The sequence below is a fragment of the Streptomyces sp. NPDC058796 genome (assembly GCF_042745235.1).
In the GTDB taxonomy this organism is placed as follows: domain Bacteria; phylum Actinomycetota; class Actinomycetes; order Streptomycetales; family Streptomycetaceae; genus Streptomyces.
The window spans coordinates 219669-246209 of sequence record NZ_JBHYOP010000001.1; the positions used below are offsets into that span (position 1 = coordinate 219669).

General features: G+C 72.9%; 25 protein-coding genes. 15 read left to right on the forward strand and 10 right to left on the reverse strand.

The genetic code is table 11. From position 1 onward, the window contains the following. Window positions 1-167: 167 nt before the first annotated feature. The gene (locus ACFW47_RS01005; protein ID WP_386282849.1) at window positions 168-1550 is read left to right on the forward strand and encodes a cysteine desulfurase/sulfurtransferase TusA family protein; all 1383 of its coding nucleotides are present in this window, start codon (window positions 168-170) and stop codon (window positions 1548-1550) included. A gap of 85 nt (window positions 1551-1635) precedes the next feature. On the opposite strand, the gene ACFW47_RS01010 is transcribed toward ACFW47_RS01005, so the two are convergent. After that, window positions 1636-2610: a carbohydrate kinase family protein gene (locus tag ACFW47_RS01010; RefSeq protein WP_386282851.1), complete on the reverse strand. Its 975-nt coding sequence runs from the start codon at window positions 2608-2610 to the stop codon at window positions 1636-1638. 132 nt (window positions 2611-2742) lie between these two features. Between ACFW47_RS01010 and ACFW47_RS01015 the strand changes: the two genes are divergently transcribed. Then, entirely contained in the window at window positions 2743-2952 is a 210-nt protein-coding gene (locus ACFW47_RS01015) for a hypothetical protein (RefSeq protein ID WP_361729662.1), read from the forward strand. Between the two features lie 72 nt (window positions 2953-3024). Further along, window positions 3025-4563 carry a hypothetical protein gene (locus tag ACFW47_RS01020; RefSeq protein WP_386304242.1) on the forward strand — a complete coding sequence of 513 codons (1539 nt, stop codon included), beginning with the start codon at window positions 3025-3027 and terminating at the stop codon, window positions 4561-4563. A gap of 92 nt (window positions 4564-4655) precedes the next feature. Here the strand turns inward: ACFW47_RS01020 and ACFW47_RS01025 are convergent, their stop codons facing one another. After that, window positions 4656-5012, reverse strand: a complete 357-nt coding sequence (locus ACFW47_RS01025) for an iron-sulfur cluster assembly accessory protein (protein ID WP_030405042.1) — start codon at window positions 5010-5012, stop codon at window positions 4656-4658. A 252-nt stretch (window positions 5013-5264) separates the two neighbouring features. On the opposite strand from ACFW47_RS01025, the gene nadA reads away from it, so the two are divergent. After that, window positions 5265-6449 carry a quinolinate synthase NadA gene (gene nadA, locus ACFW47_RS01030; protein ID WP_386282856.1) on the forward strand — a complete coding sequence of 395 codons (1185 nt, stop codon included), beginning with the start codon at window positions 5265-5267 and terminating at the stop codon, window positions 6447-6449. A gap of 99 nt (window positions 6450-6548) precedes the next feature. Then, window positions 6549-8063, forward strand: a complete 1515-nt coding sequence (locus tag ACFW47_RS01035; RefSeq protein ID WP_386282859.1) for a DUF4246 domain-containing protein — start codon at window positions 6549-6551, stop codon at window positions 8061-8063. Window positions 8064-8135: 72 nt separating this feature from the next. Here the strand turns inward: ACFW47_RS01035 and ACFW47_RS01040 are convergent, their stop codons facing one another. The 4 genes from ACFW47_RS01040 to ACFW47_RS01055 form a co-directional block, all read right to left on the reverse strand. After that, complete coding sequence (locus tag ACFW47_RS01040; RefSeq protein ID WP_217252694.1) at window positions 8136-8822, reverse strand: response regulator transcription factor; 687 nt, start codon at window positions 8820-8822, stop codon at window positions 8136-8138. Further along, window positions 8819-10048, reverse strand: coding sequence for a sensor histidine kinase (locus ACFW47_RS01045; protein ID WP_386282862.1), 1230 nt, complete (start codon window positions 10046-10048; stop codon window positions 8819-8821). Before ACFW47_RS01045 ends, ACFW47_RS01040 begins: the two co-directional genes overlap by 4 nt. Window positions 10049-10184: 136 nt before the next feature. After that, on the reverse strand, window positions 10185-10469 hold the full coding sequence (locus tag ACFW47_RS01050) for a hypothetical protein (protein WP_386282865.1): 285 nt from the start codon (window positions 10467-10469) through the stop codon (window positions 10185-10187). Between the two features lie 20 nt (window positions 10470-10489). Continuing rightward, window positions 10490-11275 carry a PspA/IM30 family protein gene (locus ACFW47_RS01055; protein ID WP_274535659.1) on the reverse strand — a complete coding sequence of 262 codons (786 nt, stop codon included), beginning with the start codon at window positions 11273-11275 and terminating at the stop codon, window positions 10490-10492. A 271-nt stretch (window positions 11276-11546) separates the two neighbouring features. On the opposite strand from ACFW47_RS01055, the gene ACFW47_RS01060 reads away from it, so the two are divergent. The 3 genes from ACFW47_RS01060 (at window position 11547) to ACFW47_RS01070 (ending at window position 14121) form a co-directional block, all read left to right on the forward strand. Then, entirely contained in the window at window positions 11547-12185 is a 639-nt protein-coding gene (locus tag ACFW47_RS01060) for a DUF3043 domain-containing protein (RefSeq protein ID WP_386282964.1), read from the forward strand. A gap of 83 nt (window positions 12186-12268) precedes the next feature. Next, window positions 12269-12970: a class I SAM-dependent methyltransferase gene (locus ACFW47_RS01065; RefSeq protein ID WP_386282868.1), complete on the forward strand. Its 702-nt coding sequence runs from the start codon at window positions 12269-12271 to the stop codon at window positions 12968-12970. Between the two features lie 71 nt (window positions 12971-13041). Then, complete coding sequence (locus tag ACFW47_RS01070) at window positions 13042-14121, forward strand: S1C family serine protease (RefSeq protein ID WP_386282870.1); 1080 nt, start codon at window positions 13042-13044, stop codon at window positions 14119-14121. Between the two features lie 36 nt (window positions 14122-14157). On the opposite strand, the gene ACFW47_RS01075 is transcribed toward ACFW47_RS01070, so the two are convergent. Continuing rightward, window positions 14158-14388, reverse strand: a complete 231-nt coding sequence (locus ACFW47_RS01075) for a hypothetical protein (RefSeq protein ID WP_073723860.1) — start codon at window positions 14386-14388, stop codon at window positions 14158-14160. Window positions 14389-14560: 172 nt separating this feature from the next. Here ACFW47_RS01075 and ACFW47_RS01080 point away from each other — a divergent pair, with 172 nt between their 5' ends. Then, window positions 14561-15760, forward strand: coding sequence for a bifunctional adenosylcobinamide kinase/adenosylcobinamide-phosphate guanylyltransferase (locus ACFW47_RS01080; RefSeq protein ID WP_386282873.1), 1200 nt, complete (start codon window positions 14561-14563; stop codon window positions 15758-15760). Here ACFW47_RS01080 and ACFW47_RS01085 read toward each other — a convergent pair. Then, entirely contained in the window at window positions 15749-16486 is a 738-nt protein-coding gene (locus ACFW47_RS01085; protein ID WP_386282875.1) for a class I SAM-dependent methyltransferase, read from the reverse strand. The two genes, ACFW47_RS01080 and ACFW47_RS01085, sit on opposite strands and share 12 nt — an antisense overlap. 151 nt (window positions 16487-16637) lie before the next feature. Between ACFW47_RS01085 and cobT the strand changes: the two genes are divergently transcribed. Beyond that, window positions 16638-17696, forward strand: a complete 1059-nt coding sequence (cobT, locus tag ACFW47_RS01090; protein WP_386282877.1) for a nicotinate-nucleotide--dimethylbenzimidazole phosphoribosyltransferase — start codon at window positions 16638-16640, stop codon at window positions 17694-17696. Between the two features lie 218 nt (window positions 17697-17914). Here cobT and ACFW47_RS01095 read toward each other — a convergent pair whose 3' ends face one another. Next, window positions 17915-18652, reverse strand: a complete 738-nt coding sequence (locus ACFW47_RS01095) for a hypothetical protein (protein WP_386304245.1) — start codon at window positions 18650-18652, stop codon at window positions 17915-17917. 60 nt (window positions 18653-18712) lie between these two features. Between ACFW47_RS01095 and ACFW47_RS01100 the strand changes: the two genes are divergently transcribed. Beyond that, a complete protein-coding gene (locus tag ACFW47_RS01100) occupies window positions 18713-19495 on the forward strand; it encodes an adenosylcobinamide-GDP ribazoletransferase (RefSeq protein ID WP_386304248.1) in 783 nt (260 codons plus the stop codon). A gap of 13 nt (window positions 19496-19508) precedes the next feature. On the opposite strand, the gene ACFW47_RS01105 is transcribed toward ACFW47_RS01100, so the two are convergent. Continuing rightward, window positions 19509-20294 (reverse strand): endo alpha-1,4 polygalactosaminidase, encoded by a 786-nt coding sequence (locus ACFW47_RS01105; RefSeq protein WP_386304250.1) that lies wholly within the window; start codon window positions 20292-20294, stop codon window positions 19509-19511. Between the two features lie 241 nt (window positions 20295-20535). On the opposite strand from ACFW47_RS01105, the gene ACFW47_RS01110 reads away from it, so the two are divergent. The 4 genes from ACFW47_RS01110 (at window position 20536) to ACFW47_RS01125 (ending at window position 26447) form a co-directional block, all read left to right on the forward strand. Continuing rightward, window positions 20536-22062: a leucyl aminopeptidase gene (locus ACFW47_RS01110; RefSeq protein ID WP_386304253.1), complete on the forward strand. Its 1527-nt coding sequence runs from the start codon at window positions 20536-20538 to the stop codon at window positions 22060-22062. 312 nt (window positions 22063-22374) lie between these two features. Further along, on the forward strand, window positions 22375-23763 hold the full coding sequence (gene lpdA, locus ACFW47_RS01115) for a dihydrolipoyl dehydrogenase (protein WP_386282889.1): 1389 nt from the start codon (window positions 22375-22377) through the stop codon (window positions 23761-23763). A gap of 64 nt (window positions 23764-23827) precedes the next feature. Then, window positions 23828-25615, forward strand: coding sequence for a 2-oxoglutarate dehydrogenase, E2 component, dihydrolipoamide succinyltransferase (gene sucB / locus ACFW47_RS01120; protein WP_386304255.1), 1788 nt, complete (start codon window positions 23828-23830; stop codon window positions 25613-25615). A gap of 208 nt (window positions 25616-25823) precedes the next feature. Beyond that, window positions 25824-26447: a GntR family transcriptional regulator gene (locus tag ACFW47_RS01125; protein WP_386282894.1), complete on the forward strand. Its 624-nt coding sequence runs from the start codon at window positions 25824-25826 to the stop codon at window positions 26445-26447. The last annotated feature ends 94 nt before the right edge of the window (window positions 26448-26541 follow it).

Here is a 26541-nt window from a genome sequence, read left to right on the forward strand (position 1 = left end):
GCACCCTGAAAGGGTGGGACGGGGGCGCCTGTGGGGGTGCGAGCTGGGGGTTCGTCGGCGGCTGACGGTGCGTTGGGGCTGGTCGCGCCCACGCGGCGGAGCCGCATGTCGAGCACAGCCCCGCGCCCCTTGGGGCGATTCCCCGCCGGACGTCTTAGCGTTACTGCGTGTCCTACTTCGATGCAGCCTCCGCCACTCCCCTTCACCCTGTCGCCCGGCAGGCGCTGTTGGCCTCGCTCGACGAAGGGTGGGCCGATCCCGCGCGGCTCTACCGGGAAGGGCGGCGGGCGCGGATGCTGCTCGATGCCGCCCGGGAGGCGGCCGCGGAGGCCGTGGGATGCCGGGCGGACGAGTTGGTGTTCACCCCTTCGGGGACGCGGGCGGTCCATTCGGGGGTCGCCGGGGCGCTGGCCGGGCGGCGTCGTGCCGGTTCCCACCTGATCGTGTCAGCGGTCGAACACTCCTCCGTACTGCACGCGGCCGAAGCGCACGAGGCCGACGGCGGGTCGGTCACGCGGGTGCCCGTGGACCGGACGGGGGCGGTGGACCCGGCGGCGTACGCGGACTCCCTGCGCGACGGCACGGCGCTGGCCTGCCTCCAGTCGGCCAACCACGAGGTGGGCACCGAGCAGCCGGTGGCGGAGGTGGCCGAAGCGTGCCGGGCGGCGGGCGTGCCGCTGCTGGTGGACGCCGCGCAGTCGCTGGGGTGGGGGAAGGTCGCCGGTGACTGGTCGCTGCTCGCGGGCAGCGCGCACAAGTGGGGCGGGCCGTCCGGGGTCGGACTGCTCGTCGTACGGAAAGGGGTGCGGTTCGCGCCGCAGGGGCCCGGGGACGAGCGGGAGTCGGGGCGGGCGCCCGGTTTCGAGAACCTCCCGGCGATCGTGGCGGCGGCGGCGTCGCTGCGGGCGGTGCGTGCCGAGGCGGCCGCGGAGGCGGTCCGGCTGCGGGAGCTGACGGAGCGGATCCGGGCCCGGGTGCCGGGCCTGGTGCCGGACGTGGAGGTGGTCGGCGATCCGGAGCGCCGGCTGCCCGGCGTCGTCACCTTCTCCTGTCTCTACGTCGACGGGGAGACCCTCCTGCACGAGCTGGACCGTGCGGGCTTCTCGGTCTCCTCCGGATCGTCCTGCACCAGCGGCACCCTGGCGCCGAGCCACGTCCTGAAGGCCATGGGGGTGCTCAGCGAGGGCAACGTCCGGGTGTCCCTGCCGCCGGGGACACCGGCCGAGGACGTCGAGCGGTTCCTGGAGGTGCTGCCGGGCACGGTGGCCGCGGTGCGGGAGAAGCTGGGGGCGCCGGCGGCCACGGAGGCCGCCCCGCCGACCGGGGGCGACCTCGTCGTGGACGCGATCGGCCGGCGCTGCCCCATCCCGGTGATCGAACTCGCCAAGGTCATCGGCGACGTCCCCGTCGGCGCCACGGTCCGCGTCCTCTCCGACGACGAGGCGGCCCGCCTGGACATCCCGGCCTGGTGCGAGATGCGGGGGCAGGAGTACGTGGGCGAGGAGGAGGCGAAAAGCGGCACGGCATACCTGGTCCGCCGGGTCAGCTGACGCGGCCAGGGGGCGCGGGGCTGTGCCGGTTTGCGGCTCCGCCGCGCGGGCGCGACCGGCCCCCCGCCCACCCGCACCCGACGACTCAGCCCAGGTGCGCCTGGACCTCCCCGGCCGCCTCGTCCCCGTACGCCTTCGTGAACCGCTCCATGAAGTGCCCCCGCCGCAGCTGGTACTCCTGCGTACCGACCGTCTCGATGACCAGCGTGGCGAGCATGCACCCCACCTGCGCCGCCCGCTCCAGCGACACCCCCCAGGCCAGGCCCGACAGGAACCCCGCGCGGAAGGCGTCGCCGACGCCCGTGGGGTCGGCCTTGCGCTCCTCGTCGGGGACGCCGACCTCGATGGTCTCCTCGCCGGCCCGCTCGATGCGCACGCCCCGGGCGCCGAGGGTGGTGACCCGGCACCCGACGCGGCCGAGGATCTCCTCGTCCGTCCAGCCGGTCTTGGTCTCGATGAGCCCCTTCTCGTACTCATTGGAGAAGAGGTAGGTCGCCCCGTCCAGCAGTATCCGGATCTCGTCGCCGTTCATCCGGGCGATCTGCTGGGAGAAGTCCGCGGCGAACGGGATGGACCGCGCCCGGCACTCCTCGGTGTGCCGGAGCATCGCCTCGGGGTCGTCGGCGCCGATGGAGACCAGGTCGAGGCCGCCCACGCGGTCGGCGACGGTCTTGAGCTCGATGAGGCGGGCCTCGCTCATCGCACCGGTGTAGAAGGAGCCGATCTGGTTGTGGTCGGCGTCGGTGGTGCAGACGAAGCGGGCGGTGTGCAGGGTCTCGGAGATCCGCACCGAGCCGGTGTCGACGCCGTGCCGGTCCAGCCAGGCCCGGTACTCGTCGAAGTCCGACCCGGCCGCGCCGACCAGGATCGGCCGGGTGCCGAGCTGGCCCATGCCGAAGGCGATGTTCGCGGCGACGCCGCCCCGGCGCACGTCGAGCTGGTCGACCAGGAAGGAGAGCGAGACCGTGTGCAACTGGTCCGCGACGAGCTGGTCGGAGAATCGGCCGGGGAAGGTCATGAGGTGGTCGGTGGCGATGGAGCCGGTGACTGCGATGCGCACGGCGTGGACTCTCTCCTGAGGGGAGGCGGGTTGACAGTTCACGCTACCCGGGACTGCCGTCTGGCCGAAGCAGGCGAAACTACCCGGTAGTACAACTTTCTCCACGGTCCCGGACGTGCCTACGGTTCTCTTATGACGAACCTGAGGACCGCCGACCCCGCCCCCGCCGACCTGGACGGCGACCTGGCGTCGCTGCGCGGCGACTGCGCCCGGATGGCCCCGCGCTGGGAGGCTCCGGTCAAGGTGTCCACCCGCCCCGTCCCCGTCTCGCTGCTCCACGGCGTGCGCGTGCCGCAGACGTCGGCCAGGCTGCTGGACGCGATGTCCGACTACGGCGACTGAGGCCGCCGGGAACCGGATCCTCCTCCACCGCGTCCCATCGCTGTCCCCAGTAGCAGCCGAAGGAGCGATGCGGTGAACACCGAGCGACCCGACAACGACGACGCCACCGCCGCCGACGAGGCCGGCACCGGGCGTCCCGCGCGGCGGCGTCCCCCGGCCATCGCCGTCGCGTCCGTCGCCGCCGCCGTGCTGTTGGTCGGGACGGGCGGGGCGTACCTGGCCACGTCCGCGTCCGGTGGCGGCCAGGACGGTGGCGGTACGTCGTCCGGCGCGTCGGGCGACGGCACTCCCCCGCCGCTCGCCCTGTACGGCTACGCGGCGCCCGCCCCGGGCCGCGAGGGCGGTCAGGACGGCGAGGAGGGTACGAACGGCATCGCGCCCGGCGAGCCGAACCCGTACGGCGTCACCTACCGCGCCGACGGCCCGCTCCCCGAAGGTCCCGGCTCGGCGCCCGTCTACCGGGCCGAGGGCGAGGTCACCGAGGCCGAGGTGGCCCGCCTGGCGACGGCGCTCGGCGTCGAGGGGGCGCCGCGGGTGCGGGGCGACGCCTGGAAGGTCGGCAACGCCAAGGACGGCTCCGGGCCGCTGCTCACGGTGAGCAGGCAGGCGCCGGGCACCTGGACCTTCCACCGCTACACACCGGGTACGGACGACTGCAGGAAGGGCGCCGTGTGCAAGGCCCCGTCCGCCGACGGGGCGGGCGATCCGGTGAGCGAGGCGGCGGCGAAGAAGGCGGCGGCGCCCGTGCTGAAAGCGCTGGGCCAGGACGACGCCAAGCTGGACGCCGGTCAGGTCATGGGGGCCCGGCGGGCCGTGAACGCCGATCCCGAGGTCGGCGGGCTGCCCACGTACGGCTGGACGACCGGTGTGGTGGTCGGGGCGCGCGGCGACGTGGTCGGCGGCAGCGGGCAGGTGAAGGAGCCGGTCGAGGGGGACACGTATCCCGTCCTGGGCGCCGAGGAGACGCTGGCGCTGCTGAACGCGCCGGGCAGCGCCCCCGGCATCGGAGGGTGCGCGAGCCCGGTACCGCACGGGGACGGCGCGGACACGCCCTGCGAGCTGCCGACGGGCACGCCGAAGAAGCCGGAGAAGCAGGCGGTGACGGTCGAGGAGGCGGTGTTCGGGCTGGCGGCGCACCCGGTCGAGGGGCGGCGGACGCTGGTTCCGTCCTGGCTGTTCGAGGTGAGGACGCCGGGTACGGACGACGCCGTCACGGTCACCCACCCGGCGGTCGACCCGAAGTACCTGACCACTGCGGCCCCCGCCTCCCCGGCCCCGTCCGACGAGCCGGTCCCGGCGCCGGACGGTGACCAGCGGGACGTGGAGGTGCGGGGCTACACGGCCGGGTCCGGGGAGCTGACCGTGCACTTCACGGGCGGGGTCTGCTCCGACTACGAGGCGACGGCGAAGGAGACCGAGGGGAAGGTGACGGTCACCGTGACCGAGACGCCGCACCCGGAGAAGGTCTGCATCCTGATCGCCAAGGAGTACGAGCGGACGGTGCCGCTCGACGAGCCGCTGGGCGACCGGAAGGTCGTGGGGTCGGACGGCGAGGAGATCCCGGTGCACAAGCCGGGCGCCCGGCTGCCGGCGCCGTCCGGGGGCCGGTGAGGCCGGAGAAGCGAAGAGGGCGGCGGCCCGGGGTGTCCCGGGCCGCCGCCCTCTTCGTACGCCTCGTACGCCGTCGGCCGGCGCCGTGCGGCTCAGCTGAAGGAGTCGCCGCAGGCGCAGGAGCCCGTCGCGTTCGGGTTGTCGATCGTGAAGCCCTGCTTCTCGATGGTGTCCACGAAGTCGATGGTGGCGCCGCCCAGGTACGGGGCGCTCATGCGGTCGGTGGTGACCTTGACGCCGCCGAAGTCCTTCACCACGTCGCCGTCGAGCGAGCGCTCGTCGAAGAAGAGCTGGTAGCGCAGGCCGGAGCAGCCGCCGGGCTGGACGGCGACGCGCAGCGCCAGGTCGTCACGGCCTTCCTGGTCGAGCAGGGCCTTGACCTTGGCCGCGGCGGCGTCGGTCAGGATGATGCCGTCGGTGACGGTGGTGGTCTCGTCCGATACGGACATCTACATCTCTCCCGGGTTGTACGGAGACTGCTTGCCGACGGTTTCAACCGACGGGGCCGCGTATTCATTCCGGGCCGGGGCCGTGTCTTGCTCCTCGGCTCGCCCCTTCATGCTCGCACACGCCCCGGGGAGCGGACAGCGGCTCAGGCGCCGGGATTCACGTCACACCGACACTATGGGCATCGTCAAAGTGACGTGAACGGGTTATGATATATAGCGTCAGTTCGACGAAAAGTAGAAAGGGTGCGTGTCGTGACCACCGCCCAGCCCCAGGAGCTCGACGTACAGCCGACGCCCCTCGCCCTGCTGCTGCTCGGCCGCGAGGCCGACCCGACGAGCGAGCGCGGCGTGGACTGCCCCGGCGACCTGCCCTCGCCCTCCGACCCGGACCTGGTGGCGCGTGCCCGCGCGGCCAAGGAGAAGCTCGGCGACAAGGTCTTCGTGCTCGGTCACCACTACCAGCGCGACGAGGTCATCCAGTTCGCCGACGTCACGGGTGACTCCTTCAAGCTGGCCCGGGACGCGGCCGCGCGCCCGGAGGCCGAGTACATCGTCTTCTGCGGTGTGCACTTCATGGCGGAGTCGGCCGACATCCTGACCTCGGACGACCAGAAGGTGGTTCTGCCCGACCTGGCCGCCGGCTGCTCCATGGCCGACATGGCGACGGCCGAGCAGGTCGCCGAGTGCTGGGACGTGCTGACCGAGGCCGGGATCGCGGAGCAGGTCGTGCCCGTCTCGTACATGAACTCCTCCGCGGACATCAAGGCGTTCACGGGCAAGCACGGCGGCACCATCTGCACCTCGTCCAACGCCAAGCGCGCCCTGGACTGGGCCTTCGAGCAGGGCGACAAGGTCCTCTTCCTGCCCGACCAGCACCTGGGCCGCAACACCGCGGTGCGGGACATGGGCATGTCGCTGGAGGACTGCGTCGTCTACAACCCGCACCGGCCGAACGGCGGGCTGACGGCCGGGGAACTGCGCGCGGCGAAGATGATCCTGTGGCGCGGGCACTGCTCGGTGCACGGCCGCTTCAGCCTCGACTCGGTCAACGACGTGCGTGCGCGCATACCGGGCGTGAACGTCCTGGTGCACCCCGAGTGCAAGCACGAGGTCGTCGCGGCGGCGGACTACGTCGGCTCGACCGAGTACATCATCAAGGCCCTGGAGGCGGCCCCGGCCGGTTCCAAGTGGGCCATCGGCACGGAGCTGAACCTGGTCCGGCGGCTGGCGAACCGTTTCGCCGCCGAGGACAAGGAGATCGTCTTCCTCGACAAGACGGTCTGCTTCTGTTCGACGATGAACCGCATCGACCTCCCGCACCTGGTCTGGGCGCTGGAGTCGCTGGCCGAGGGCACCCTCGTCAACCGCATCGAGGTGGACAAGGAGACGGAGGCGTTCGCGAAGCTGGCGCTGGAGCGGATGCTGGCGCTGCCGTAACCCGGTCGGTCCGGGCGGGCGGAAGGCCCACGGTCGCGGTGTCAGTGCGCTGCCGTAGGCTTCCCGCCGCCCGCACACCGACTGGGAGGATCCAGAGCTTTGACCGGCCTGCCCGCTTTCCCCCTGCCCTTCAACTCGACCCGCTCCATACAGTCCGCGAAACCCCGGACGCTGCGGGAACTGGAGATGATCCGGTGCAGCGCCCACATCCGGTCGAAGCCGGGGTGGTCCGACAAGATGAACGATCCCGACATCGTCGCCAGATGGTCACGGGAAGCGGTCTCCCAGGGCCTCACCGAGGCGCAGGTCCGTTACGTGCTCGCCGAGCTCGCGCACTACGCCGCGCTGCGGGATGCCCGGACCGGCGCCGAGGTGTCCGCCGTCGACGGGGTGTGGCAGTCGGACACACTCGTCGACGACGAGCTCCGCTCCCGGCTGGCCGAGGCGGTCCGGGTCCTGGAGGAGGTCCCCGAAGAAGAGCGGGACTGGCATCCCGGGTCCGACGGCCAGGTACTGGACCTGGTCCACCCCTCCCTCTTCTGCCTGGTCCGGGAGGTGAGCGGCGCGCCCGAGCAGGCCTGGCGGAACCCGACGGACCGCTACTCGAAGTACGAGTTCTCGGAGAGGTTCCAGTGGCTGCCCACGGACGTGGACGTCAGCGACGACGGCGACGTCACCTTCCGTTCGTACGTCAACAACGTCCACCCCGAGGATCATCGCGAACTGGCGTCCGTCCTGCCCGACCTGTTCGCGCGCATGCGCCCGCTGCTGGAGCACGTACTCACCGACCTGCGCCATCCGCGTCCCCTGCGGATCGAGGCCGATCCCTACGGGTGGTACGACGAGTCGGAGGAGCCCGAGGAACCCGACGAGGAATCCTTCAGCGACGACGAGGCCTACGAAGAGGCCATGCAGGCCTGGGAAGAGGCCAGCGACGACTGGTGGGAGAACCGCCGGCCGACCGTCCCCGACGCCCCGGAATTCACCCCGCCCGAGACGCCCGGCGACACGGCACGCGTCGACCTGCGCGGCCGCCGGCTCCAGGTCATCGTCAAGCTCGCCACCATCCACCTCACCCCGGACAAGCCCGAGTACGCCGGCGGTTCCTGGCACGTCGAGGGGATGCTGAACGAGCGGATCGTCTCGACCGGCATCTACTACTGGGACAGCGAGAACATCACCGAGAGCCGGCTGAGCTTCCGCACGGCGCTCGACGACCCGCGCTACGAACAGAACGACGACAACGGCATGCGCGAGGTCTACGGCCTGGAGAACGAGGACGCGCTGAACCAGGTCCTGGGGTCGGCGTCGACCCCGGCGGGCCGCTGCCTGGCGTTCCCGAACGTCCTGCAGCACCGCGTCGGTGAATTCCGCCTCGCGGACCCCGCCCGCCCGGGTCACCGCAAGATCCTCGCCTTCTTCCTGGTCGACCCGTCGGAGCGGATCGTCTCGACCTCCGACGTGCCACCGCAGCAGCCGTGGTCCGACACCTCGACCATGACGCTCGAGGAGGCCAGGGGCTACCGCGAAGAGCTCATGCGGGAGCGCAAGTTCTTCGTCGACGAGCACAACGAACAGGTCTACGAGCGGGAGTTCTCCCTCTGCGAGCACTGAGGAGCCGTACGGCGGGCCGGTCAGTCGGCGTCCCGGTAGCTCAACTCCGGCCGCAGTACGCCCGGCTCCGGGTCACTCCACCCTCGGACGTACCAGGCCGGACTCGTAGGCGATGACGACCAGCTGGGCGCGGTCGCGGGCGCCCAGCTTGGCCATGGCCCGGTTCACGTGCGTCTTCACGGTGAGCGGGCTGACCTCCAGCCGCTCGGCGATCTCGTCGTTGGACAGGCCCCCGGCGACCTGGACCAGCACCTCGCGCTCGCGCACGGTCAGCGACTCCAGCCGCTCGGCGCGGGCCGGGTCGCGCTCCGCGCCGTCCCCGGTGCCCTCCTGGGCGAGGAAGCGGGCGATCAGTCCCTTGGTGGCGGTCGGCGACAGCAGCGCCTCGCCGCCGGCCGCGACCCGGATCGCGCTGAGCAGCTCCTCGGGTTCGGAGCCCTTGCCGAGGAAACCGGAGGCGCCGGCCCGCAGCGACTGCACCACGTAGTCGTCGACCTCGAAGGTGGTCAGTATGACCACGCGGACGTGGGCGAGGGACGGGTCGGCGCTGATCATCCGGGTGGCGGCCAGGCCGTCCGTGCCGGGCATCCGGATGTCCATCAGCACCACGTCGGCCCGCCGTTCGGCGGCCAGCCGGGCCGCCTCCGCACCGTCGGACGCCTCCCCCACCACCTCCATGTCGGGCTCGGAGTCGACCAGCACCCTGAAGGCGCTGCGCAGCAGTGCCTGGTCGTCGGCGAGCAGGACACGGATCGTCATGCGGGGTCCTTTGCTGCATCGGTGCGGTTCTTGACCGGAAGGATCGCATGGACGCGGAAACCGCCTCCGTAGCGGGGACCGGTGGTGAGGGTGCCGCGCACGGCGGTGACGCGCTCGCGCATGCCGAGCAGGCCGTGCCCGCCACCGGTCGGCGCGGAGGTCTCGGCGGTACTGCCGCCGGCCCCGTCGTCGAGCACGGTGACCTCGATGTTGGGCCCCACCCGCACGACGCTGACCTCGGCCTTCGCCCGCGTCCCCGCGTGCTTCTGCACGTTGGTCAGCGCCTCCTGGATGATGCGGTACGCGGCCAGGTCCACGGCGGTGGGCAGGTCGGTGCCCTGGTCGGTGCGGGCCACCTCGACGTGCAGCCCGGCGTGGTGGAAGGTGGCGACGAGTTCGTCGAGGCGGTCCAGGCCCGGGGCGGGCTCGGTCGGGGCCTCCGGGTCGCCGGACTGGCGGAGCAGCCCGACGGTGGCGCGCAGCTCGTCGAGTGCGGAGCGGCTGGCCGCCCGTACGTGGGCCAGGGCCTCCTTGGCCTGGTCGGGCCGCTTGTCCATGACGTGGGCGGCGACCCCGGCCTGCACGTTGACCAGGGCGATGTGGTGGGCGACCACGTCGTGCAGGTCGCGGGCGATGCGCAGCCGCTCCTCGGCGACCCGGCGGCGGGCCTCCTCCTCCCGGGTGCGCTCGGCCTTCTCGGCCCGGTCCCGGATGGCCTGGACGAAGGCGCGCCGGCTGCGGACCGCGTCCCCGGCGCTGGCACCGATGCCGGTCCAGGCGAAGACGGCGAGGTTCTCCTGCGCGTACCAGGGCAGCGGTCCGGCCAGCATGGCGGCGCCGGTCAGCACGGTCATGGTGAGCAGGCCGACGCGCCACGTGGTGGGGCGGTCGGTGGAGGCGGCGACCGTGTAGAGGGCGAGGACGGCGGACATGACGACGGGGGCGCGGGGGTCGCCGGTGACGCTCTCGACCACGGAGACGCAGCCGGTGACCGCGAGGACCGCCAGCGGGGCCCGGCGCCGGAAGGCGAGCGCGGCGGCACCGACGGCCATGAGGGCGAGGCTGAGCGCGTCTGGCGTGCGCAGAGCCCAGCTGACGCCCTCGGGCCCGTGCGGGTCCACGAAGGAGCCGGCGACCATGCACACCAGGACGGCCGCCGCGAGGGCGGCGTCCAGTGCGGAGGGGTGGGCGCCCAGGGTGCAGCGGGCTCGGGCGAGGGTGCGCATGGTTTTTTACGGTAGCCGCAGTGGGCGCGTCTGATGAGTGAGCCCGCGTGCGGTGGGCGTCTGCCGGGGGCCGCGCCCCCGGGCCCCCGCTCCGGCCTGGACGGCCTCGTCCTCAGTCGCCGGACAGGGGGAAGGATTACGCACCGTCCGGAATGAGGCCGTCGTCGCTCAGCAGCTCCTGGACGTCCTCCAGGGTCGCGTCCGGCGAGGGGAGGATGAGGTCCGACGGCTCCAGGGAGTCCTCCGGCAGCGGCTCCCCCAGCTCCCGCACCTTGGCCAGGAGGGCCTGGAGGGTCGCGCGGAAACCGGGGCCGTCGCCGTTCTCCATCTCGGCCTGGAGTTCGTCGTCCAGCTTGTTCAGCTCGGCGAGCCGGCCGTCGGCCAGCGTCAGCTGTCCCTCCCCCATGATCCGTACGATCATGTCGCCCTCCTAGGCGTGGCCTACTGCTTGTCGAAGCGCGGGGTGTCCTGCGGCTGCTGCTGGGACTGCTGCTGACCCTGGCCTCCCTCGAGCGCCTGGCGGTCGGACGTGCTGCCGCCGGCCAGCTCGGCCTTCATCCGCTGCAGCTCCAGCTCTACATCCGTACCACCGGAGAGCCGGTCCAGCTCGGCCTGGATGTCGTCCTTGTGCATGCCGGACTGGTCGTCCAGCGCGCCGGAGGCGAGCAGTTCGTCGATGGCGCCGGCCCGGGCCTGGAGCTGGGCGGTCTTGTCCTCGGCGCGCTGGATGGCCAGGCCCACGTCGCCCATCTCCTCGGAGATGCCGGAGAACGCCTCGCCGATGCGGGTCTGCGCCTGGGCGGCGGTGTAGGTGGCCTTGATGGTCTCCTTCTTGGTGCGGAAGGCGTCCACCTTGGCCTGGAGCCGCTGGGCCGCAAGGGTGAGCTTCTCCTCCTCGCCCTGGAGGGTGGCGTGCTGGGTCTCCAGGTCGGTCACCTGCTGCTGGAGCGCCGCGCGGCGGGAGAGCGCCTCGCGGGCCAGGTCCTCCCGGCCCAGCGCGAGCGCCTTGCGGCCCTGGTCCTCCAGCTTCGACGACTGGGACTGGAGCTGGTTGAGCTGGAGCTCCAGTCGCTTGCGGCTGGTCGCCACGTCGGCGACGCCGCGGCGCACCTTCTGCAGCAGCTCCAGCTGTTTCTGGTACGAGTAATCGAGGGTCTCGCGCGGGTCCTCGGCCCGGTCCAGGGCCTTGTTGGCCTTCGCGCGGAAGATCATCCCCATACGCTTCATGACACCGCTCATGGGCTTCGCGCGCCCCCTTCTGACCGACTCCAGCTCCAGCACCTGCGACAGAACCCACAGTACGGGCCCTGCATCCATTACCGCACTGTTCGGGGACGGATGCGCTCATCCCCAAGGACGACTGCGTACGCTTCCGGTCCGGCGTAGGGAGTAGGTGCTCCCCGGGGTTGTCCGTAATGCCCCGGTGTCCGGGGCGGTACGCAACGTCCCCTCTGTCCCTTTACAGACGACCGGCGTTGCCGGATCGTTCCCCACCGGACTGGGGTCCACACCCCCGTACCCCGTACCCTTGGGTTTTGTGTTCCGTAGCCGTGCCAAGGATGAGAAGGCCCAGAGCGCCGTCAGTGCGCCGGTGACCGACTCCAAGCAGCCCCGTGACCCGCAGGCCCCCAAGGGAAGGCCGACGCCCAAGCGCAGCGTGGCCCAGTCCCAGCGCCGCAGCGTCGCCAATACGCCGATGACGCGCAAGGAGGCCGCCAAGCGCCAGCGCGAGGAGCGCCGGACCGCGCTGGCCAAGCAGCGCGAGGCGCTGGCCAGCGGCGACGAGCGGTACCTGCCGGCCCGCGACAAGGGCCCGGTCCGCAAGTACGCGCGCGACTTCGTCGACTCGCGGTTCAACATCGCGGAGTACTTCCTGCCGATGGCCGTGATCATCCTCGTCCTGAGCATGATCCGGGTGGCCTCGCTGCAGAACGTCGCGCTGCTGCTGTGGCTGGTCGTGATCGTGCTGATCGTGCTCGACTCGCTCGTCACCGGCTTCCGGCTGAAGAAGCGCCTCGCCGAGCGCTTCCCCGACGACCGCAGGCGCGGCGCGGTCGCCTACGCGCTGATGCGCTCGCTCCAGATGCGCCGGCTCCGGCTGCCCAAGCCCCAGGTCAAGCGCGGGGAGCGGCCCTGAGCACGACGCCGTTCGCCGGGGGCGCGGCGGATGCCTGGCTGGACAAGCTGGGGGGTCTGCGGGACGTCGTACGGCAGGAGCTGGTGGCCCGGCAGCTCGACGAGCAGATAGTCGGCCGCTTCCCGGTGGGCAAGCGGCTGCGGGTCCTCGACGTCGGCATGGGCCAGGGGACCCAGGCGCTGCGGCTGGCACGGGCCGGGCACCAGGTGACCGGTGTGGAGCGGGACGCGACGATGATCGCCGCGGCACGGGACGCGCTCGCCGGGCAGCCCGAGGGCATCCGGGAGCGGATGCGGATCGTCGAGGGCGACGGCCGGGACACCGGCGTGCACTTCCTGCCGGGCAGCTTCGACGTGGTGCTGTGCCACGGCGTACTCATGTACGTCGAGGAGCCCGACCCGCTGCTCGCGGGGCTGGCCCGGATGCTCGCCCCGGGCGGACTGCTGTCCCTCCTGGTGCGCAACGGCGACGCGCTCGCGCTGCGCCCCGGCCTGTACGGCGACTGGGCGGGCGCCCTGGCCGCCTTCGACACCACCGAGTACACCAACCGCCTCGGCCTGCACGTCCGCGCGGACCGGCTCGCGACGCTGACCGCGAAGCTCGCGGGCATCGGCGCCCCGCTGCACACCTGGTACGGCGTCCGGGTCTTCACGGACACGGCCCCCGACGGCGTCGCACCCCCGGACGGCCTGGAGACCCTGCTGGCGGCTGAGGAGCGGGCCGGTCGCACCGATCCGTACCGCGCAGTCGCGGCGCTGCTGCACCTGTGCGGGGTGCGGGGCTAGGGGTGTCCCCGGGGCGCCCGTTCGGGTGCCCAACGGAAGCCGGAGTCCCGACGCGCGGTGAGACTCGGGGCATGGACGCTCCCCCCGCCCGCCCGCCCTCAAGGCCGCTCGCCCCGGTCGCCGTACTGGCCTGCGCGCTGCTGCTGCTCACCGGCTGCTCCGGCTCCGCCCCCGCCTCCCGCGGCGGGCAGGAGGGTGAGCCGGCGCGGGCCGCCGCGCCGGCCGCGGCGAACGACCTGCAGGCCGGCTACCAGCGGGTGATCGAGGAGGTCCTGCCGTCGGTCGTGCAGATCCAGGCCGGCGACTCCCTGGGCTCCGGCGTCGTGTACGACGACAAGGGCCACGTCGTCACCAACGCGCACGTCGTCGGGGACGACAGGACCTTCCGGGTGACGACCGCCCGCACCGAGGAGGCCCTCGCCGCCGAGCTGGTCTCCTCCTACCCCGAGCAGGACCTCGCCGTCATCAAGCTGGACCGGCTGCCCGAAGGCATGAAGGCGGCCCGCTTCGGCGACTCCTCGAAGGCGGCGGTCGGGCAGATCGTGCTGGCGATGGGCTCGCCGCTGGGACTGTCCTCCAGCGTGACGCAGGGCATCGTGTCGGCGGTCGGACGGACCGTCACCGAGGGCCGCCGGGGCGGCGGCACGGGCGCGACGATCGGCAACATGGTGCAGACGTCGGCGGCCATCAACCCCGGTAACAGCGGCGGCGCCCTGGTGAACCTCGACGGCCAGGTGATCGGCATCCCGACACTGGCCGCGACCGACCCGGGCATGAGCGACAGCGCGGCGCCCGGGATCGGGTTCGCCATCCCGTCGTCGATGGTCAAGACGGTCGCCGACCAGATCATCCAGGACGGCCGGGTGACCGACTCGGGCCGGGCGGCGCTCGGCATCACCGCCCGTACGGTCGTCGACGACGGCTACCGGCCCGCGGGCGTGGCCGTCGTCGAGGTGAGCGACGGCGGGGCCGCCGACGACGCGGGGCTGCGGCCCGGCGACGTCGTCGTCCGGCTGGGCGACACGGACATCACCACGATCACCTCGCTGGCCGAGGCGCTGGCGTCGATGGAGCCGGGCGACCGGACGAAGGTGACGTACACCCGCGACGGCGACGAGCGCACCGCCGAGGTGACCCTGGGCGAGCAGTGAGGGGCGGGGCCGGCCGGGCCGGGCCCCGCCCGCCGCTCAGCCCTCCGCCGACTCCTGGGCGTCCTCGGCGTGCAGGCTCATCGGCCCGTAGATCTCCGTGGAGTCCTCGAACAGCCGCACCTGGTCGGTGCCGCCCTCCTGGAGTTCCTTCCAGTGCTCCCCGATCCAGGACTCGGCGTCCCCTTGCGTGGTGAACTCCTCGGGCTGCACCGCGGGCTGGACCTCAGTCCCGCCGGCCGTCTCGAACCGCCACGTCCATGCCGCCATGTACGCCTCCAAGATGTGAGCACATGCAGAGCGGAAGCCGGATCTTGGTCCGGCCTCCGCCCGCAGCCTATGCGCTGAGCCGACCGCGTCGTAGCAGGCCCGGAAGACAGATCCCGCCCCCTTATGGGGCCTCGGGCGCGCACCCCGCCGCCCCACCGGGGAAAATCGGGGCGTGGACGTGACTCTGCTCGGCACCGGTGCCCCCGCGGGCCTGCCCCGCCCCGACTGCCCCTGCGCGGCCTGCGCCGCCGCCCAGGGCGAGAACGCGCGGGCGGCGACCGCGCTGCTGGTGGACGGGGCCCTGCTGCTGGACCTCACCCCGGGCGCCGCGTTCGCCGCCGCACGCGCCGGGCACTCCCTGACCGGCGTACGCCAGGTGCTGCTGTCGCACCCGCACGACGGTCCGGCGCTGGAGGTGCCCGCCGGGCTGCCGCAGCCGGGCCGGGTGCCGGACGGCCGGGAGCTGGCGCTGCTGACCGGGCACCGGGTGCGGGCGGTGGCGATGGACGCGCCGGGCACCGGGTACGCCGTGACGGGCCCGGACGGACAGCGGCTCCTCTACCTGCCGCCGGGCGGCGCTCCGGCGGGCCTGGAGGAGCCTGCCGAGCCGTACGACATGGTCCTCGTGGACGTCGCGGGCCGCCCGGACGCCCTGGCGAGGCTGCGCGCGGTGGGCGCGGTCGGCGCGACGACGGACGTCGTGGCCGTCCACCTGGGTCACGACGTGCCGCCGGGCCGGGAACTCGCCCGCCGTCTCGCGGCCGCCGGGGCACGGGCCGTACGGGACGGCACGACGCTGGTGGTGGGCGCCTACGAGGACGTACCCGACGTACCGCGCCGCACCCTCGTGCTGGGCGGCGCCCGCTCGGGCAAGTCGGTGGAGGCAGAGCGCCGGCTGGAGTCCTTCCCTGAGGTGCTGTACGTCGCGACCGGCGGCTCCCGCAACGGGGACACGGAGTGGGCGGCCCGGGTCTGCGCACACCGCGAACGGCGCCCGGGCTCCTGGCGCACGGTGGAGACCTGCGACCTGGTCCCGCTCCTCAAGGACGACGGAGCGCCCCTCCTCGTCGACTGCCTGTCCCTGTGGCTGACGGACGCGATGGACGCCGTGGGGGCCTGGGACGACGCGGAGTGGGCCGACGGCGGCGAACGGGCCCTGCGCGACCGGGTACGGGACCTGACGGAGGCGGTGCGCGCCACGCGGCGCACGGTCGTCGCCGTGTCGAACGAGGTCGGCTCGGGCATCGTCCCGGCCACCGCGTCCGGCCGCCGCTACCGGGACGAACTCGGCCGCCTGAACGCCGCCTTCGCGCACGAGTGCGAGCAGGTCCTGCTGGTGGTGGCGGGCCAGGCCCTCGTACTACGCGGCTGAGACGGCCTTGCGCGCGATGACGCGCCGGCTCCGCGTCCCGGTGAGCACCGTGCAGCCCAGCTCGGCCAGTTCCCGGCACAGGGCCGCCGGGGGGACGGGCAGCCGCCGCGGGTCCGCCACGTCGACGAGCAGGTGACCGCCGGGCCGCAGCACGTGCAGCGCGGCCCGCAGTTCGGCACGCGGGTCGGGCACCCGCTCCAGCTGCTGAAGGAGGCTCACCACGTCGTAACGGCCCCGCAGCCGGGCCTGGATGTGCGGGTCCGTCAGCCTGCCGACGAACGCCTCCTCGACCCGCTCGACGGCACGGGCCCGCAGCACCCGGTGCGTAAGGTCCAGGCCGTCGAAGGACGTGTACGGGAAGCAGGACCGCGCGGCGTGGGGGAAGTCGGCGTCGCCGGTGCCCACGTCCAGCCAGCTCTCGGGCTCCGGGCAGCGGCGGAACACCGCCCGGGCGGCCGCCCCGTGCCGGAGGCGGACACCGGCCCGGACGACCGGGTGCCCGGACCCCGGCTCGAGCGGCGGATTGCGGAACCCGTGCCCGCACGCCAGACAGCGCTCGAGGACGCAGCGACCGGGTGCGGCCCGCCGCGGCCCCGGTCCGAACAGCCCGGAACGCAGCCGCCGGGAACCGCACCAGGGGCAGTCCGCACGGTGCGGTCCGTAACCGGGCGCGGGGGGAACCGGGGGCAACGGAGGCGGCGCCGAGGGGACGGAGGGTGCGGACATGGGCGGCTCCCGACGCGCGAGGAGGAGAACGAACGACAATCCAGGCAAAACGTTACGTAAGTGATCGCTGTCGGACGGGGAACGACGCCCCCCGGGCGCGGTGGGGACGGGCCCGCCGTCGTGTTCGACCCAGGCCGGTACTGTTCGGCGAATGAGCTCGCTGAATCTCGACGACTTCACCGATCTGATCGAGCGCCCCGACGGTGGGGTGCGCCGCGACGCCGAGGCGCGCCGCGAGCGCCAGGTCGTACCGCCCGGATCGCTGGGCCGCCTGGACGAACTGGGCGAGTGGCTGGCCGCGGCGCGGTCCACCGTGCCGGTGCGGCCGGTCGAACACCCCCGGGTGGTGCTCTTCGCCGGTGACCACAAGGTCGCCGAACTGGGCGTGTCGGCACGGCCCGCGGGCGGTGCGGGCGAGCTGGTGCGCGAGGTGCTGGAGGGCGGCCGCCCCGTGTCCGTACTGGCCCGTCGCCTCGGCGTACCGGTGCGGGTGGTCGACATGTCCTTGGACTGCGACCCCCAGACGCTGCCCGCCGACGTCTCGGCGCACCGGGTGCGGCGCGCCGGCGGTCGCATCGACATCGAGGACGCGCTGACCCGGGAGGAGGCGGAGGCCGCCTTCCGGGCCGGGATGGCGGTGGCCGACGAGGAGGCCGACTCCGGTACGGACCTGGTGGTGCTGGGTGACGTGAGCGTGGGCGGCACCACGGCGGCGGGCGTACTGGTCGCCGCGCTGTGCGGCACCGACGCGTCGGTCGTCACCGGGCGGGGCGGGCTGGCGATCGACGACCTGGCCTGGATGCGCAAGTGCGCGGCGATCCGCGACGCGCTGCGCCGCGCGCGGCCGGTCCTCGGGGACCAGTTGCAGCTCCTCGCGACGGTGGGCGGGGCCGACCTGGCCGCGATGACGGGCTTCCTGCTGCAGAGCGCGGTACGGAAGACGCCGGTGATCCTGGACGGGGTCGTGACGGCCGCGTGCGCGCTGGTCGGGCAGCGGGTCGCCTTCCGGGCACCGGACTGGTGGCTGGCGGCGCACGACAGCGGGGAGCCGGGCCAGGCCAAGGCGCTGGACCGGATGGCCATGGAGCCGCTGCTCTCCCAGGGCGTGACGGTGGGCGAGGGGGCGGGGGGCCTGCTGGCGCTTCCGCTGGTGCAGGCCGCGGCGGCACTGGCGGCGGAGCTGCCGGTCGTCTCCGACGGGGAGGCGTAGCGGGGTCCGGGGGCACCCGGCGCGGGGGTGGGTGCGCGGCCCGGCGCAGCGGGGTGCCTCCGCGCCGTTCACTTCTGTGGCGGACCGATTCCGCGCCGTTCCGAGGACGGACACCCCCCGGCGCGGCCCCGACCCACCCACCGAACCGGACGCGCTACCCGCACCCCCACCGAACCCGCACAGGCGCCGCAGGCACCCGCACCCCCACCGCCGGAGGCCTACACATCCGGCCGCCCCCCGATCCAGTCCTGCACCACCCGGCGCGGCCCCGACCAGCGGCGGTCGTGGCGGTAGGCCCGCAGGTGGGACTTGGCGCGGGCGTGCGGTCGGCGGGCGTAGAAGCGGCGGGCCCACAGCGAGCCCGGCCGCGCCAGGCGGACCGCGCCGATCAGGGCGACGAGCGGCACGATCACCCCGAAGACCGCGAGCCGTGCCTTGCCCTTGGCGAGGGCGAGGAGGGAGAAGAAGAAGTTCCCCGCGACGGTGGCGACGACGTTCGCCCGGTCCTGCAACTCGTCCTCCGTCAGACCGTCCACCCCGAACGGCGTGAAGCCCGCGAGGACCAGCCCGACCAGCGCCGCCGTGAGCACCACGACCTCCACGCTCTTGCGCCCCGCCTCGCTCCAGTACACGTCGTCGAGATGCAGGATCAGCGCGAACTCGTCCAGCACCAGCCCCGCCCCCACCCCGAAGACGATCGCCGCCAGCGCGGAGCCGAAGCCGTGCCGGCCCCCGGCGACGGCGGCGAAACCGCCGACCACGGTGAGGACGACCCCCGGAACGACGTGGTGCACGTGCACCCCGCCCGCCTCGACGTTGCCGAAGGGGCCCTTGCCCGCCCGGATCAGCCGGGTGATCACCCGCGTGATCACGAACGTCAGCACGAAGGCACCCAGGGCGAGGAGCAGCGGCAGCTTTCCGGGTTCCATGATGTTGCGCTGCCACCAATCTCCCATATGCGCACTTTATCCCCGGTCGGCGCCGACGCCCTCCTGACCGCCGGGTAGTCTGCGCCGGTGCTCAGGACCCCCTCCCCCGACGGCCTCCGCTTCGCCTTCGGCACCCTCACCGTGTTCCCGGTCAAGGTGACCCGCTGGGACCGCGAGGCGGCCCGCGCCGGCATGCTGTGCGCCCCGCTGGCCGGCCTGGCCGTCGGCGCCACGGCAGCCGCGGCCGGGCTCCTGCTGCTGGTCCTCGGCGCGGGCACCCCGCTCGCCGCCGTCGCCACCGCCGCCGTACCCGCCGTGCTCACCCGCGGCCTGCACCTGGACGGATTGGCCGACACCGCGGACGGACTGGGCAGCGGCAAGCCCGCCGAGGACGCGCTGCGGATCATGAAGCAGTCGGACATCGGCCCGTTCGGCGTGCTCACGCTGCTCTTCGTGCTGCTGGCCCAGGTGGCCGCGCTGACGCAGGCCTATGACGCGTCCTGGGCGCACGGCGCGCTCGCCGCCGTGGTCTCGGCGACCGCCGCCCGGCTGGCGCTGACCCTCGCGGCCCGCACCGGTGTGCCCGCAGCCCGCCCGGAGGGCCTGGGTGCGGCGGTCGCGGGAGCGGTGCCGGCGGGTGGCGCGCTCGCGGCCGCCGCCGGCACGGCGGCCGCAGCGGCGGCGGCCGGCGCGCTCCTGGGCCCGTACGACGCGGTCCGTGCGGCGCTCGCCGTACTGTGCGCCGTCGCCGTCGCCGAACTCCTCCTGCGCCACTGCGTCCGCCGCTTCGGCGGGGTCACCGGCGACGTCTTCGGCGGGGTCGCGGAGACGGCGGCCACCACCGCCCTCGTCGTACTGATCCTCGGCTGACCCTCGGCAGGCCTCAGCAGGCCTCCCGCCACACCCCCAGCTCGTACTTCTTCAGCATCGAACTCAGCCCCAGCTCGCGCGACTCGGCACAGAACCGGTCGGTCGGCAGCTCGTACTCGACGTGGAAGACCGCCTTGTCCGCGTCGACGAACGGCTTGTTGTCGGCGCACTCGCCGTACTGGGCGCACTGCTCGTTGACCGCGAAGTCGAAGTCGTCGACCAGCTCTGGGATCTGGTCCAGGTCGTTCTTCAGCCCGACGGCCATGCCCCGGTCGTGGGCGAGCCGCGCGATCAGCCGGTTGTAGCGGAGCTGGTCGTCGGCGGTGAGCGGGAAGCCGGTGTCGTTCTTGTAGCCGTCCATGTTGTCCGGCTCGACCGCGTCGAAGCCCTTGTCCCGGCACATGTCGATCCGCTCGGCCATCAGCGGTTCGAGGAGGTCGGTCTGACGGATGTCCAGCCACCGCTCGCCCTCCCAGCCGTTGCCCTCGCCCAGCACCGACTCCGGGAACTCCGCGGCGTCGGGCCGGAAGTCCTCCCAGGCGCCGGTGGAGAGGTAGCAGATGACCTTGCGGCCGTCGTCGTGCAGCCCGGCGACCGTGGCCCCGGTGTGGTCGAAGCCGTCGATGTCGTAGACCGGTACCTCGACGGAGGTGTCCAGTTCGCCGCTGAGCTGCCACTGCCAGGCGGTGCCGGGGCGCGGCTGCCAGTGACCGGCACCGTCCCGTCCGCCGTCGGGGGACGCCGAGGAGCAGCCCGCGAGCAGCAGGAGAAGGGCCGACAGCAGGACCGGGCGTCTCATGGGGCGTGCTCCAGGATGTGGGGGCGGCGTAGCCGGTAATGATCGCGTACGCCCCGGCGGCACGGGAAACGCGGGGCGCGGGAGGGAGCGGACGCGGGCGCGAGCGTAGGCTCGTGCCGGGTGTTTGCCTGCCCAGGTAAGGACCGCATCGCAGGAGGGATCTAGGGTCGGTTGTCGGGCCCGGTCGACCCACCCGCATTCGGCCGCACAAGACTTCATACGGAAGCGAGAATTCACCACCGTGACTGCTCTCACTCTCTCCACCGCCGCGGCGCCCGGCCTGCGGGCCGACGCGATCGTGATCGGTGTCGCCAAGGGCGCCAAGGGGCCGGTCGTCGCACCGGGCGCCGAGGCCGTGGACAAGGCGTACGACGGCCGGCTCGCCGGCGTCCTGGAGACCCTCGGTGCCTCGGGCGCCGAGGGCGAGGTGACGAAGCTGCCCGCGCCGTCCGGCTTCAAGGCACCCGTCGTGGTGGCGGTGGGCCTGGGCGCCGAGCCCGAGAAGGACGCCGGTTTCGACGCCGAGGCGCTGCGCCGGGCCGCCGGTGTGGCCGCCCGCGCGCTCGCCGGCTCCAAGAAGGCCGCCTTCGCCCTGCCGCTCACCGAGGCCGCCGACGCCGGCGCCGTCGGTGAGGGCGTGCTGCTCGGCGCGTACTCCTTCGACGCCTACAAGGAGATCGGCAAGGACGCGAAGGCCAAGAACGGCAAGGCCCCGCTGGCGGAGGCCGCGCTGCTGGGCGGCAAGCCCCGCGACAAGGCGTACAAGGCGGCGATCGAGCGCGCCGTGGCCGTCTCCGAGGAGCTGAACCGCGCCCGCGACCTGATCAACACCCCGCCGAACGACCTCACCCCCGAGGCGTTCGCCGCGGTGGCGCAGGCCGCCGCGAAGGAGCACGGCATCAAGGTGCAGGTGCTCGACGAGAAGGCGCTCACCAAGGGCGGCTACGGCGGCATCCTGGGCGTCGGCGCCGGTTCGGCGGCCGGCCCGCGGCTGGTGAAGCTGTCGTACACCTCGTCCAAGGCGACGAAGTCCCTCGCCTTCGTCGGCAAGGGCATCACCTACGACTCGGGCGGCATCTCGCTCAAGCCGGCCGGTCACAACGAGACGATGAAGTGCGACATGAGCGGTGCCGCCGCCGTGTTCGCCGCGGTCGTCGCCGCCGCGCGGCTGGGCCTGGAGGTCAACGTGACCGGCTGGCTGGCGCTGGCCGAGAACATGCCGTCGGGCTCCGCCACCCGCCCGGGTGACGTGCTGCGCATGTACAGCGGCAAGACGGTGGAGGTGCTCAACACCGACGCCGAGGGCCGGCTCGTGCTCGCCGACGCGCTGTGGGCGGCCTCCCAGGAGAAGCCGGACGCGATCATCGACGTGGCGACGCTGACCGGCGCGATGATGCTGGCGCTCGGCAGCCGGACGTACGGGATCATGGCGAACGACGACGCGTTCCGCACCGCGGTGCACGAGGCGTCGGAGGAGGTCGGCGAGCCGGCGTGGCCGATGCCGCTGCCGGAGCACCTGCGCAAGGGCATGGACTCGCCGACCGCGGACATCGCGAACATGGGCGAGCGGATGGGCGGCGGTCTGGTGGCCGGCCTGTTCCTGCGCGAGTTCGTGGGCGAGGGCATCGCGTGGGCGCACCTGGACATCGCGGGTCCGGCGTTCAACGAGGGCGGGCCGTTCGGGTACACGCCGAAGGGTGGTACGGGGACGGCTGTGCGGACGCTGGTGCGGGTTGCCGAGCGCGTTGCGCTCGGCGATCTCGGCTGACGTTCGCCCGAGAGCTCGGGGGTGCGGGTGATTTCGGCGGCCGCGATCCGTTGCGGGTGGTCGCGCCCGCCCGGCGGAGCCGCAGATCAGATACAGCCCGCGCCCCGGACGGCGTCTCCGCCCCCTTCGCTACGAGTGAACGTGGGGCGTCTCACACACCGGCCCCACGTCTCGTCGGTCCCCTACAAGTGCGAAGATGGGGCTCGGCAGGACAGGGCCCCCACCTAAGGGCCGAGAACAAAGAGCGGCCGGACACCAGCCGCCGACCGGTCACTGGAGACCGGCGTGGCGCACATGCATGGAGGACGTGACGTGGCGAACGACGCCAGCACCGTTTTCGACCTAGTGATCCTCGGCGGTGGCAGCGGTGGTTACGCCGCGGCCCTGCGCGGGGCGCAGCTGGGCCTGGACGTCGCCCTGATCGAGAAGGACAAGGTCGGCGGTACCTGCCTGCACAAGGGGTGCATCCCCACCAAGGCCCTGCTGCACGCGGGCGAGATCGCCGACCAGGCCCGCGAGAGCGAGCAGTTCGGTGTGAAGGCCACGTTCGAGGGCATCGACGTGGCGGCCGTGCACAAGTACAAGGACGACGTGATCTCGGGCCTGTACAAGGGCCTGCAGGGTCTGATCGCCTCGCGCAAGGTGACCTACATCGAGGGTGAGGGCCGCCTGTCCTCCCCGACCTCCGTGGATGTGAACGGTCAGCGCGTCCAGGGCCGCCACGTCCTGCTGGCGACCGGCTCCGTGCCGAAGTCGCTGCCGGGCCTGGACATCGACGGCAACCGGATCATCTCCTCCGACCACGCCCTCGTCCTGGACCGCGTGCCGAAGTCCGCGATCATCCTGGGCGGCGGCGTCATCGGCGTCGAGTTCGCCTCCGCGTGGAAGTCCTTCGGCACCGACGTCACGATCATCGAGGGCCTCAAGCACCTCGTGCCGGTCGAGGACGAGAACAGCTCCAAGCTGCTGGAGCGCGCCTTCCGCAAGCGGGGCATCAAGTTCAACCTGGGCACCTTCTTCGAGAAGGCCGAGTACACCCAGGACGGCGTCAAGGTCACCCTCGCCGACGGCAAGGAGTTCGAGGCCGAGGTCCTGCTCGTCGCCATCGGCCGCGGCCCGGTCTCGCAGGGCCTGGGTTACGAGGAGGCCGGGGTCGCCATGGACCGCGGCTACGTCCTGGTCGACGAGTACATGCGGACCAACGTCCCGACCGTCTCCGCCGTCGGTGACCTCGTCCCGACCCTCCAGCTCGCGCACGTCGGCTTCGCCGAGGGCATGCTGGTGGCGGAGCGGCTGGCCGGTCTGAAGACCGTCCCGGTCGACTACGACGGCGTGCCGCGGGTGACGTACTGCCACCCGGAGGTCGCCTCCGTCGGTATCACCGAGGCCAAGGCCAAGGAGATCTACGGTGCGGACAAGGTCGTCTCCCTGAAGTACAACCTGGCGGGCAACGGCAAGAGCAAGATCCTGAAGACCAACGGCGAGATCAAGCTCGTCCAGGTCAAGGACGGTGCCGTGGTCGGCGTCCACATGGTCGGTGACCGCATGGGCGAGCAGGTCGGCGAGGCCCAGCTGATCTACAACTGGGAGGCGCTGCCGGCCGAGGTGGCCCAGCTCGTCCACGCCCACCCGACGCAGAACGAGGCGCTCGGCGAGGCCCACCTGGCCCTGGCCGGCAAGCCCCTGCACTCCCACGACTGACCTCCCTCGGTCACTGGGCGCGACGACACAGACTTCCGCAATTTCGTAAGGAGCAACCGAAACCATGGCGGTTTCCGTAACCCTTCCGGCGCTCGGCGAGAGCGTCACCGAGGGCACCGTCACCCGTTGGCTGAAGGCCGAGGGTGAGCGTGTCGAGGCCGACGAGCCGCTGCTCGAGGTCTCGACCGACAAGGTCGACACCGAGATCCCGGCGCCCGCCTCCGGCGTGCTGTCCTCCATCAAGGTCGCCGAGGACGAGACCGTCGAGGTCGGCGCCGAGCTGGCGCTGATCGACGACGGCACCGGCGCCCCGGCCGCCGAGCAGGCCCCGCAGGCCGAGCAGGTCGCCGAGCCGGCCCCCGAGCCCGCCCCGGCGGCCCCGTCCACCGAGCAGGCCGCCCCGGCGCCCGCTCCCACCACCGAGGCCGCTGCCGGCGGCGGCTCCGCCGAGGGCACGGACGTGGTCCTGCCCGCGCTCGGCGAGTCCGTCACCGAGGGCACCGTCACCCGCTGGCTGAAGTCGGTCGGCGACAGCGTCGAGGCCGACGAGCCGCTGCTCGAGGTGTCCACCGACAAGGTCGACACCGAGATCCCCGCCCCCGCCTCCGGCACCCTGCTGGAGATCGTGGTCGGCGAGGACGAGACCGCCGAGGTCGGCGCCAAGCTGGCCGTCATCGGCGAGGCGGGTGCCGCTCCCGCCGCCGCTCCCGCGCAGGAGGCCCCGGCCGCCCCCGCGCAGCCCGAGCCCGCCCAGGCCCCGGCTCCGCAGCAGGCCGCTCCGGCCCAGCAGGCCCCCGCCGCTCCGGCGCCGCAGGCCCCCTCGGCCCCGGCCCCGCAGCAGCAGACCACCCCGGCGCCCGACCCGGTTCCGTCCGCCCCGGCGCCCGCGCCGGCCCCGGCCGCCGCCCAGCCGGTGGACGACGGCGCCTACGTCACCCCGCTGGTGCGCAAGCTCGCCGCCGAGAACGGCGTCGACCTGTCCACCGTCAAGGGCACCGGCGTCGGCGGCCGCATCCGCAAGCAGGACGTCATCGCCGCCGCCGAGGCCGCGAAGGCCGCCGCGCCGGCTCCGGCCGCCGCTGCCGCCCCGGCCGCCGCCGCGAAGAAGGCCCCCGCCCTGGAGGCCTCCCCGCTGCGCGGCCAGACCGTGAAGATGCCGCGCATCCGCAAGGTCATCGGCGACAACATGGTGAAGGCCCTGCACGAGCAGGCCCAGCTGTCGTCGGTCGTCGAGGTCGACGTCACCCGTCTGATGAAGCTGCGCGCCCGTGCCAAGGACGCGTTCGCGGCGCGTGAGGGCGTCAAGCTCTCGCCGATGCCGTTCTTCGTCAAGGCCGCGGCCCAGGCGCTGAAGGCGCACGCGCCGATCAACGCCAAGATCAACGAGGCCGAGGGGACCATCACCTACTTCGACACCGAGAACATCGGTATCGCGGTGGACTCCGAGAAGGGCCTGATGACCCCGGTCATCAAGAACGCCGGCGACCTCAACCTGGCCGGCATCGCCAAGGCGACCGCCGACCTGGCGGGCAAGGTGCGGGCCAGCAAGATCAGCCCGGACGAGCTGGCCGGCGCGACCTTCACCATCTCCAACACCGGTTCGCGCGGCGCGCTCTTCGACACGATCATCGTGCCGCCGGGCCAGGTCGCCATCCTCGGCATCGGTGCCACGGTCAAGCGTCCGGCCGTCATCGAGACGGAGGAGGGCCCGGTCATCGGCGTCCGTGACATGACGTACCTGACCCTGTCCTACGACCACCGCCTGGTGGACGGCGCCGACGCCGCCCGCTACCTGACGGCGGTCAAGGCGATCCTGGAGGCGGGCGAGTTCGAGGTCGAGCTCGGCCTGTAATTCCCCTGCCAGTGGGCCTGTACGGTGCCCCCGCCCGGAGCTCTCCGGACGGGGGCACCGTCGCGTTCCGGCGGCGGCACTCTGTGTAAGTCTCGTCTCACCTGCGTAAAAGCGCCCCCGTGCGCCCTTCCCGCCCGCCGCGTCGGCCGTATTGTCTAAGCGTCAAACGCCCCCGGGGTCCGAAGGGGACCCTCCCGAAGGAGCTCTCATGACCGCGCCCGTCGTCCACTCGCTGCGCGAGCAGATCCGCGAGCACATCCTGGAAGGGATCATCAGCGGACGCTGGCAGCCGGGCGAGCGGATCGTGGAGCGGCGGATCGCCACCGAGCTCGAGGTCAGCCAGACCCCGGTGCGGGAGGCCCTGCGTGAGCTGGAGTCCCTGCGGCTGATCGAGTCGGCGCCGAACAAGGGCGTGCGGGTGCGCAACCTGACCGCCGCCGACCTGGAGGAGAGCTACCCCGTCCGGGCCGGCCTGGAGGCGATCGCGGCGGAGCTGGCGGCGGAGCGGCTGGCGGTGGACTGCTCGGCCCTCGAACCGCACGTCGCCGCGTTGTACGAGGCCGACCGGGCCTCCGACGGGACAGCACAGGTGCGGCACACGGTGGGCTTCCACCGGGAGCTGGTCCGGGCGGCGGGCAACTCGGTGCTGCTGCACACCTGGGAAGGGCTGGGCATCGAGGTGTTCACGGCGCTGTCGATACGGTGGCTGGGGACGGTGCAGCAGTCGTACGCGGAGGAGCACGAGGAGCTGGTCGCGGCGTTCCGCCGCCGGGACCCTCGCATCCCGGAGATCGTGAAGGCCCACGTCCTGGGCTGCGCGCCCCGGGCCTGAGCTTCTTTCGCCGCCGCCCCCAAGAACGGCGCAGCCGTTCAGGGGTGCGGGGCTGTATCGATGTGTGGCTCCGCCGCGTGGGCGCGAACAACCA

Excerpts from the sequence above, each read along its gene's own strand:
- ACFW47_RS01075 (WP_073723860.1), bottom strand. The coding sequence starts at position 14,388 with ATGGCGGCATGGACGTGGCGGTTCGAGACGGCCGGCGGGACTGAGGTC.
- ACFW47_RS01045 (WP_386282862.1), bottom strand. The coding sequence starts at position 10,048 with ATGCGCACCCTCGCCCGAGCCCGCTGCACCCTGGGCGCCCACCCCTCC.
- ACFW47_RS01125 (WP_386282894.1), top strand. The coding sequence starts at position 25,824 with ATGACCGCGCCCGTCGTCCACTCGCTGCGCGAGCAGATCCGCGAGCAC.
- ACFW47_RS01050 (WP_386282865.1), bottom strand. The coding sequence starts at position 10,469 with ATGATCGTACGGATCATGGGGGAGGGACAGCTGACGCTGGCCGACGGC.
- ACFW47_RS01095 (WP_386304245.1), bottom strand. The coding sequence starts at position 18,652 with ATGGGAGATTGGTGGCAGCGCAACATCATGGAACCCGGAAAGCTGCCG.
- ACFW47_RS01105 (WP_386304250.1), bottom strand. The coding sequence starts at position 20,294 with ATGAGACGCCCGGTCCTGCTGTCGGCCCTTCTCCTGCTGCTCGCGGGC.
- ACFW47_RS01085 (WP_386282875.1), bottom strand. The coding sequence starts at position 16,486 with ATGTCCGCACCCTCCGTCCCCTCGGCGCCGCCTCCGTTGCCCCCGGTT.
- ACFW47_RS01025 (WP_030405042.1), bottom strand. The coding sequence starts at position 5,012 with ATGTCCGTATCGGACGAGACCACCACCGTCACCGACGGCATCATCCTG.
- sucB (WP_386304255.1), top strand. The coding sequence starts at position 23,828 with ATGGCGGTTTCCGTAACCCTTCCGGCGCTCGGCGAGAGCGTCACCGAG.
- ACFW47_RS01015 (WP_361729662.1), top strand. The coding sequence starts at position 2,743 with ATGACGAACCTGAGGACCGCCGACCCCGCCCCCGCCGACCTGGACGGC.
- ACFW47_RS01070 (WP_386282870.1), top strand. The coding sequence starts at position 13,042 with ATGGACGCTCCCCCCGCCCGCCCGCCCTCAAGGCCGCTCGCCCCGGTC.
- ACFW47_RS01055 (WP_274535659.1), bottom strand. The coding sequence starts at position 11,275 with ATGAAGCGTATGGGGATGATCTTCCGCGCGAAGGCCAACAAGGCCCTG.
- ACFW47_RS01040 (WP_217252694.1), bottom strand. The coding sequence starts at position 8,822 with ATGACGATCCGTGTCCTGCTCGCCGACGACCAGGCACTGCTGCGCAGC.
- cobT (WP_386282877.1), top strand. The coding sequence starts at position 16,638 with ATGAGCTCGCTGAATCTCGACGACTTCACCGATCTGATCGAGCGCCCC.